The organism is Gardnerella sp. 26-12 (assembly GCF_001660745.1).
Classification (GTDB): Bacteria; Actinomycetota; Actinomycetes; order Actinomycetales; family Bifidobacteriaceae; genus Bifidobacterium; species Bifidobacterium swidsinskii.
In genome coordinates this window covers 1-6,579 of the sequence record NZ_LWSR01000103.1, presented here as the reverse complement: position 1 = coordinate 6,579, position 6,579 = coordinate 1, and the positions used below count along the sequence as shown (strand labels likewise).

Below are 6,579 nucleotides of genomic sequence, written 5' to 3'. Positions count from 1 at the left end.
GAATTATTATAAAATGCGTGTATGTATTCAAGGCTGAATACGTTATGAAGCAGATTGAAAATGGAGATACGAATATGTTCGCAAAGGAAGGATTTGCAATAGTTGCACGTTCTACTATTGCTTATGCTATGCCAATGTCAGCTTATGCTCAGATGAGTGGTTCTGTAGTTGGAATAGACAGAGAAAATATACGAAGTTGTAGGTAAGTAGTCTAGTTATTAAGTGGTGAGATATGCAAGAATCATATACGTGCTCAGATGTGCAACTTGTTAATGTGAATTTTTCGTATGGGAAAAAACAAATTTTGCATAATCTTTCTATAGATTTATCTTTTGGCATATGTGGTCTTTTGGGGCCAAATGGTGCTGGGAAAACTACTCTGCTTAACGTTATAGCGACGATTTATGCTCCCTCTAGTGGGAAACTTTTTGTTCATGGCTTTGACGTAACTGATCGTGCGGAAAGGGCTAAAGCTCGGTCAAATATTGGTTATTTGCCACAATCATTTGAACTTATGAATGCATCGAGTGTGTTAAAAAATGTTCAATATGCCGCATGGGCGCGAGGTCTATCGTGGAGTGCTGCGTATCAAGCTGCTTGGAATGCTCTCAAACAGGTTGGCTTGGAAAAACAAGCACATCGCATAGTTGCAAAAATATCAGGAGGTCAGCGTCAGCGTGCTGGTATTGCTTGTGTGATTGCTAGTCAGCCTGCAGTACTAATACTTGATGAGCCTACTGTTGGTTTAGATCCTGAGCAGCGTATTGATATTCGTAATTTTCTTAAGTCTTATTCGCAAAAGCATACTGTTATTGTCAGTACACATTTAGTAGAAGATTTAGCAGTAATTGCGGATCGGGTTATAGTTCTTAATGAAGGAATTATATTGCTTGATGGGAAAATGGATAATCTTCTTCAGTATGCTAATCGTGAAGATCTTATGGTAACTCCATGGGAATCAGGGTATAGGCATTTGCTATCTAAATTTCATAAAAGTGAGTAGTAGCAGTAACTGGATATGTATAGTTTCTTATTTTGTTAATGTGGTAGTGAGTAGGGATGTGATTAAATATGCGTCAATATTCTAACTTTTTAACTGAATTCGGATTTTTTACGAAAAGTCATAAGAAGTGCACAATTATTTCACGTATTATGTACCCATTATCTCTAATAAGCAGTTGTATTTTTAGCTTATTTTTGATTGCATATCCTATTTTTTTGGGTGTGGCAAATTTTTTAGCGCATAATAATAATTATGCGCTTTGGTTAAGAATTGATGTCACGTGGATGCATTGTTTGTCTGATATTGTTGCTTGCATTTTTGGCGCATGGTGTTCATGTAAAGCTTGCTCGCCTAGATGTTTGGTCAATTCTGCGTGGTGTGCAGGAAAATCAACCAGTCGTTACGCTATTCCTATACTAAAAGGCGCTATACTGTGCAGTTTGTTATATTGCGTAAGTGTATTGCCAACAGTAATGCAGAGTGATGTAAATATTACAAATTTTCCGTATTTTCCACTATTATGTGGAGGCGTGACGCCAAGTGCATTTTTTGCAATTGGTTTTACTTTAGGAGTAATTATTGGCAATCGTTGGGCAATTGTATTCTCAGCTTTATTATCTTTTGCAATAATTTGGTGCTGTATTTATGGCGTCATTATAATGCGTAATGGCGTTATTCCTCAGGGAGATATTTTTCCTAGATATTGGGGTAGTAGTTTATATGCAATACTTCCAGTGTCGGATGCTGGTATTGGTGCTGAGCCTGGTTTGCGTATGAACCCATGGTTGGTGGGTTTGCGCATATTCTTTGTGTGTGTTGTTATTGTTTCATGCATTCTTTGTTGCGCGCATATTAGATATTTTTGGCAAAAGGGATCTTATTGGTGCATAAAAGCAATAAGTATTTCTTTAATTATGCCAATAGTATGCGCTTGTTGTATAGCTATGTGGGGTCCAAAACCTTGGATTCGCTCTGGACCTTTTGTGCCTCAGTGTACGACGTTTAAAGATACTGCTTTTTCTGTTTGTGTACATCCTGAAGAAGCTTATATTCGTAAACTTCGTGCTGTTAAACATCTGAAAACTGTTGCTTCTTGGTTTCCTAAGAATCAGAGAGATTCGCAAGGCAAAGGAATTGTGCTTGTACTGGGGAATGCGTTTACTCCAACAAATACTGAAAAATCTTGGAATCTTACTAATAGTGGTTTAATAAAGTTACGTAATCTTAAAGCTACTGTTATTCAACAACAAACAGATACATTTGTTAGGCGTTCTGAGAAATATGGTGATATGACTGGTATCGCTCAAGAAGTGTTACAAAGATTTGTGCCTGCAAAATGTGCATCAAGTGCTATGAAAGAAGTATATGTAAAAAAGAATCTTGATTCAAACGCTTCTGTTACAGCATTTTTGCTTGCTCAGCTTCCTTCTCGTATAAGTAATGATGTGTATGGGTCATATGGATTTATTACAGGTGAAGCAAACGATAAAGTGGCTATGAGTATTAATAATGCTGATAATGCTAAGCTGAAACAATTTGTAAAAAATCATGTTAAAGAACTTAATCAATGTCTCATAACTCCACAACAAGTCTTATCGGAACTTGGTGATAAGCATGAAAAATAATTTTCGCGCTTGGCTTGAAGGTAGGCATTATATTGTTGCAATCGTTGCAATTTTATTGTCCGTAGTCCTTCCCTCTTTAATGCTTATTATATTCAGATCATTTGTAACGCAGTTGCCAGTTTATGTTGGTTATATTTGTTTGCCAGATTCTGCTAATGTGCATAATGCGGTAGAAGGTATAACGTTCCAATGTCAATCTGGTAGTAGTGTTGTTAATTTTGTTGTTCCTCTGTATGAAGTTATTGTAGTTGGGTTTATTGCCGCGGCATTCGTTTGCCTTGCTCCGATTATGGTATCGTGGGAACGTTTCGTGATGAAAAGGCTGCGAATATATGCATTGAGTGCTGCTTTATTGTGTTTGTTTGTTTCATTCGGCGCTTCAGTGTTAATTGTTCGTATAATTGACTTGCAGTTATTGAGTACATTGCAGATGATTTTAGGTAATGCTTGGATTGATATTGTGCTCATAATGATTGGATTAGCCTGTTTTGGAAGGTTTTACGGCCTTGCATTTGGTGTCTTTTTAGTAGTGATGAACATTGCCACACAAGGTTTGCAAAGTAAAATTGGATTGATTTTGCGATGGTATCCTTCTGGAACTTTGCCTGTAATTCCTGGACAATCCATATTGTTATACGTCATTGTTGTGCTTACTATAATTGCAGTTTGCCTGTGGAGCGGCACGTGTGGACGTGGATTGCTTTATTTCGAACGCGCTTAAAAGACGTGTCTAATTATGTTTTAAAAGTCAACTCAATAGTGTTTAATAGAACGTATGTTCGATAATATTGTGATGCTTGTTTTAATGGTGGTTGCTGTAGCAATAACCGCTGTTATTGTGTTGGCTATTGTTAAGCGCAACTCTGGAACGCAAGGCGCTAATGGCGTAAACCAACGCGAATTTAACGAATTACGCTCGCAGTATGAACAAGCGCGCGCTCAAGCTCAAGAAAATGGCAATCAGGCTATACGATATCGCACACAAGCAGAGCAGCTTGCTGAGCGATTGAAATTTGTGGAGTCTGAGCTGTTAAAGGCGCAGCAAGCAGAACAATTGCGAGTAAATCGTGAAGAACAATTGCGAGCAGAGCGAGAAGAACGCGAACGGTTAAATCGTGAAAAAACTTTGAAAGAGCAAGGTAAAGTCTTGGAAGCGCTTGCTCCAGTAAAAGACAATCTTGAAGCTCTGAAGAATAAAGTTTCGCAGATTGAAGAAGGACGCAAGCAAGAAATGGGTGTGCTGAGCACTCAGCTTAAAGGCTTAAGTGAGCAGCAAACAAGGCTTGACCGCGAAACGAGTTCGCTTTCTGCAGCATTGCGAAATAATAAGGTTCGCGGAGCTTGGGGCGAGGCTCAACTAAAGAATATTGTTGAATCTGCAGGCTTGCTTGAGCATGTTGATTTTGATACGCAGGTTGTTGTAACTGGAGTAAATGGCGAGCAGCAGAGGCCGGATATGGTTGTGTATCTGCCAGGAGGCAAAACAATTCCAGTTGATGCAAAAGTTCCATATGCGGATTATCAACGCGCTTGCGAAATACCAGATAATGCAAGTGACGAAGAATTAGCTAGAAGGAGTGAGCTTCTAAAAGCGCACGCTAAGGCTTTGCGAGAGCACGTGCGAGTATTAGGAGCTAAAGCATATTGGCAGGCTTTTGAAACAGCACCAGACTTTGTAGTTGCATTTATTCCAAACGAAGCGTTGCTTCAGGCGGCTCTTGAGGCGGACCCAACACTTATGGATGATGCTTTTGCGCAAAAAGTAGCACTCACTTCCCCAGTTACTTTGTGGGCTGTGCTTAAGTCTGTTGCGTACGCATGGCAGCAGCAAAGTCTTACAGATGATGCAAAAGAACTTTTCGATTTATCTCGAGAATTGTATGATCGTTTTGCAGTTCTTGGAGAAAATGCTTCAAAACTTGGCGTATCTTTGGCAAGAACAGTTGCAGCTTACAATAAGTTTGCTTCCTCGCTTGAGTCGCGAGTGTTGGTAACAGCGCGTAAACTTCAGAAGTTAGATCAAAGTAAAGTTATTGCTTCAATAGATCTTATTGACTCTGATAAAGCTGATGTTAAAGAGCTGAGCGCTCCAGAAGTATCAGTAGAAGATCGTTAAGCATAAAGACATTAAAGCATCAAAAATTGAAGAACTCTAAATGCTAAGGAGTGCAAAAATGACAGAATTACAAGAGGAACGCGCGGAACTTAAACGCATGCTTTGTGCGGATATGAGTGCAAAACCATTTAGCGAACTGTTTTCTGTTACTTTTGCTCAGCGCGGCTCCAAGTTGGTTGGTGATGTTCTTTTTGATGCAATTGAGAAAGCTGGGTATTCGTTAGAACGCGATGTTGACGCTATTGGTGCGTTAACTGCTGCTGCAGTGCCGATGGTTTTTGCGCTTATTCATGCTGCAGAACGTAAAGGAATTGCACTCGACGGCTTCGTTATGGATTTTGTTTTCCCTGCAACAAAAGGTCCGTCTGTTAAAGGCAAGCGAGTATTGTTACTTGACTCTTGGCTTTCTGAAAAATCGTATGTTCAAACTTCTTCGCTTGTGACTTTACGACACGGCAATGAATTAAGTCTCGATTTTGGCATTGTTCATCAGCAAGGTGCGCAAATTCTTGCTATAGTTGCATTAATTGGTGGTGTTGACGCCGACGAACAAGGCACAAGGCATCTTCAATTAGTAAATCCAATAAATGAGGAGAGTACTAAAATGGCATTTGTTCAAGCTTTCGATGAAGAAGAATTACGTGCAGATGCAGATCACGACAATTGCTGCAACGATCATTGCTGCGGTGGTCATTGCAAAGTAGAGTGCACGGGTGATTGTGCTCACGATGGTTGCACTGAGCCATGTTGCGAAGACAACTGCTGCGGTGGTCATTGCAAAGTAGAGTGCACGGGCGATTGCGCTCACGATGGTTGCACTGAGCCATGCTGCGAGGACAATTGCTGTGGCGGTCACTGCAAGTCAGGCTGCACAGGTGATTGCGCAACTGACGGCTGCCAAGACTAGTTGCAATTACTAGCTGCCAATACTAAGCAAAAGTATTAAACGGAGCAAAACTCACACATGCACGAACCGAATCCAATTACTTTGGCTGCAAAAGCTTCCGATGAGCCAGAATTCCGACCTATAGGAGTTGGCCCATGGGAAGAAGAACATCCAGGTGAGCCTCGTCCAGATAATCCAGAATCGCCAAATTATGATGCGCGGTTTAGCACTGAATTACTAGACGAAGGCGACCAGCGTAACGTCCTAGACCGCTACCGATACTGGAAAGTAGAAGCCATAAAAGCGGATCTCGATTCTAAAGGACGCCACGAGTTTGAAGTAGCTGTAGAAAATTGGACTCACGATTTCAACATAGGCTCTATGGTTCGCACTGCAAACGCGTTTACAGCGAAAAAAGTGTATATTGTAGGGCCTCATAAATGGAATCGTAAAGGCTCGTTAATGACTGAGCTTTACCAATACGTTGAGTGCTGCCCAACTATTGAAACTCTAGTAACTAATTGGCGCGAAAATATAGCACGAGAAACAGAAGAAGCGCATCAACTTTTGCTGAAAGCACAAGCAGAAGGCAATAAAGAAGCTGAAAAAATCGCAAATATAAAGGAACACGACGCTAAAAACGCGCGCGTTATAGCGCTCGATATTATTCCAGGTGCTGTTGCTATGGAAAACTACAAGTTTCCTAAACGTTGCCTTATGCTTTTTGGTGCAGAAGGTCCGGGTCTTTCTAAAAAAGCGTTAGAAATGGCGGATGACGTTGTTTATATTTCGCAATTTGGCTCTGTTCGCTCGCTAAACGCAGGAGCAGCTGCGGCTGTTTCCATGCACGCATGGATTGCGCAACATGCAGCACCAAATTGCTGAATCTTAATAAAATATTAATTAGAATTTCGGTAGCAGAATTTTGTCAGCAGAATCTCATCAGCAA

At 40.5% G+C, this 6,579-nt stretch carries 7 protein-coding genes; all 7 read left to right on the top strand.

Annotated elements, in window-relative coordinates; all coding sequences use genetic code 11:
• Positions 1–206 (top strand): hypothetical protein (locus A5295_RS05265; RefSeq protein ID WP_231875296.1); only part of this gene is annotated, 206 nt, incomplete at its 5' end.
• 26 nt (positions 207–232) lie between these two features.
• Positions 233–1,003 (top strand): ABC transporter ATP-binding protein, encoded by a 771-nt coding sequence (locus A5295_RS05260; protein ID WP_064622023.1) that lies wholly within the window; start codon positions 233–235, stop codon positions 1,001–1,003.
• 530 nt (positions 1,004–1,533) lie between these two features.
• Positions 1,534–2,628 (top strand): hypothetical protein, encoded by a 1,095-nt coding sequence (locus A5295_RS05255; RefSeq protein ID WP_064622027.1) that lies wholly within the window; start codon positions 1,534–1,536, stop codon positions 2,626–2,628.
• Positions 2,618–3,349 (top strand): hypothetical protein, encoded by a 732-nt coding sequence (locus A5295_RS05250; RefSeq protein WP_064622021.1) that lies wholly within the window; start codon positions 2,618–2,620, stop codon positions 3,347–3,349. The genes A5295_RS05255 and A5295_RS05250 overlap by 11 nt, the downstream gene beginning before the upstream one ends.
• 54 nt (positions 3,350–3,403) lie before the next feature.
• The gene (rmuC, locus tag A5295_RS05245) at positions 3,404–4,744 is read left to right on the top strand and encodes a DNA recombination protein RmuC (protein ID WP_064622019.1); all 1,341 of its coding nucleotides are present in this window, start codon (positions 3,404–3,406) and stop codon (positions 4,742–4,744) included.
• Between the two features lie 58 nt (positions 4,745–4,802).
• Positions 4,803–5,651, top strand: a complete 849-nt coding sequence (locus A5295_RS05240; protein WP_064622017.1) for a hypothetical protein — start codon at positions 4,803–4,805, stop codon at positions 5,649–5,651.
• 57 nt (positions 5,652–5,708) lie between these two features.
• The gene (locus tag A5295_RS05235; protein ID WP_004574208.1) at positions 5,709–6,515 is read left to right on the top strand and encodes a TrmH family RNA methyltransferase; all 807 of its coding nucleotides are present in this window, start codon (positions 5,709–5,711) and stop codon (positions 6,513–6,515) included.
• Positions 6,516–6,579 lie beyond the last annotated feature (64 nt).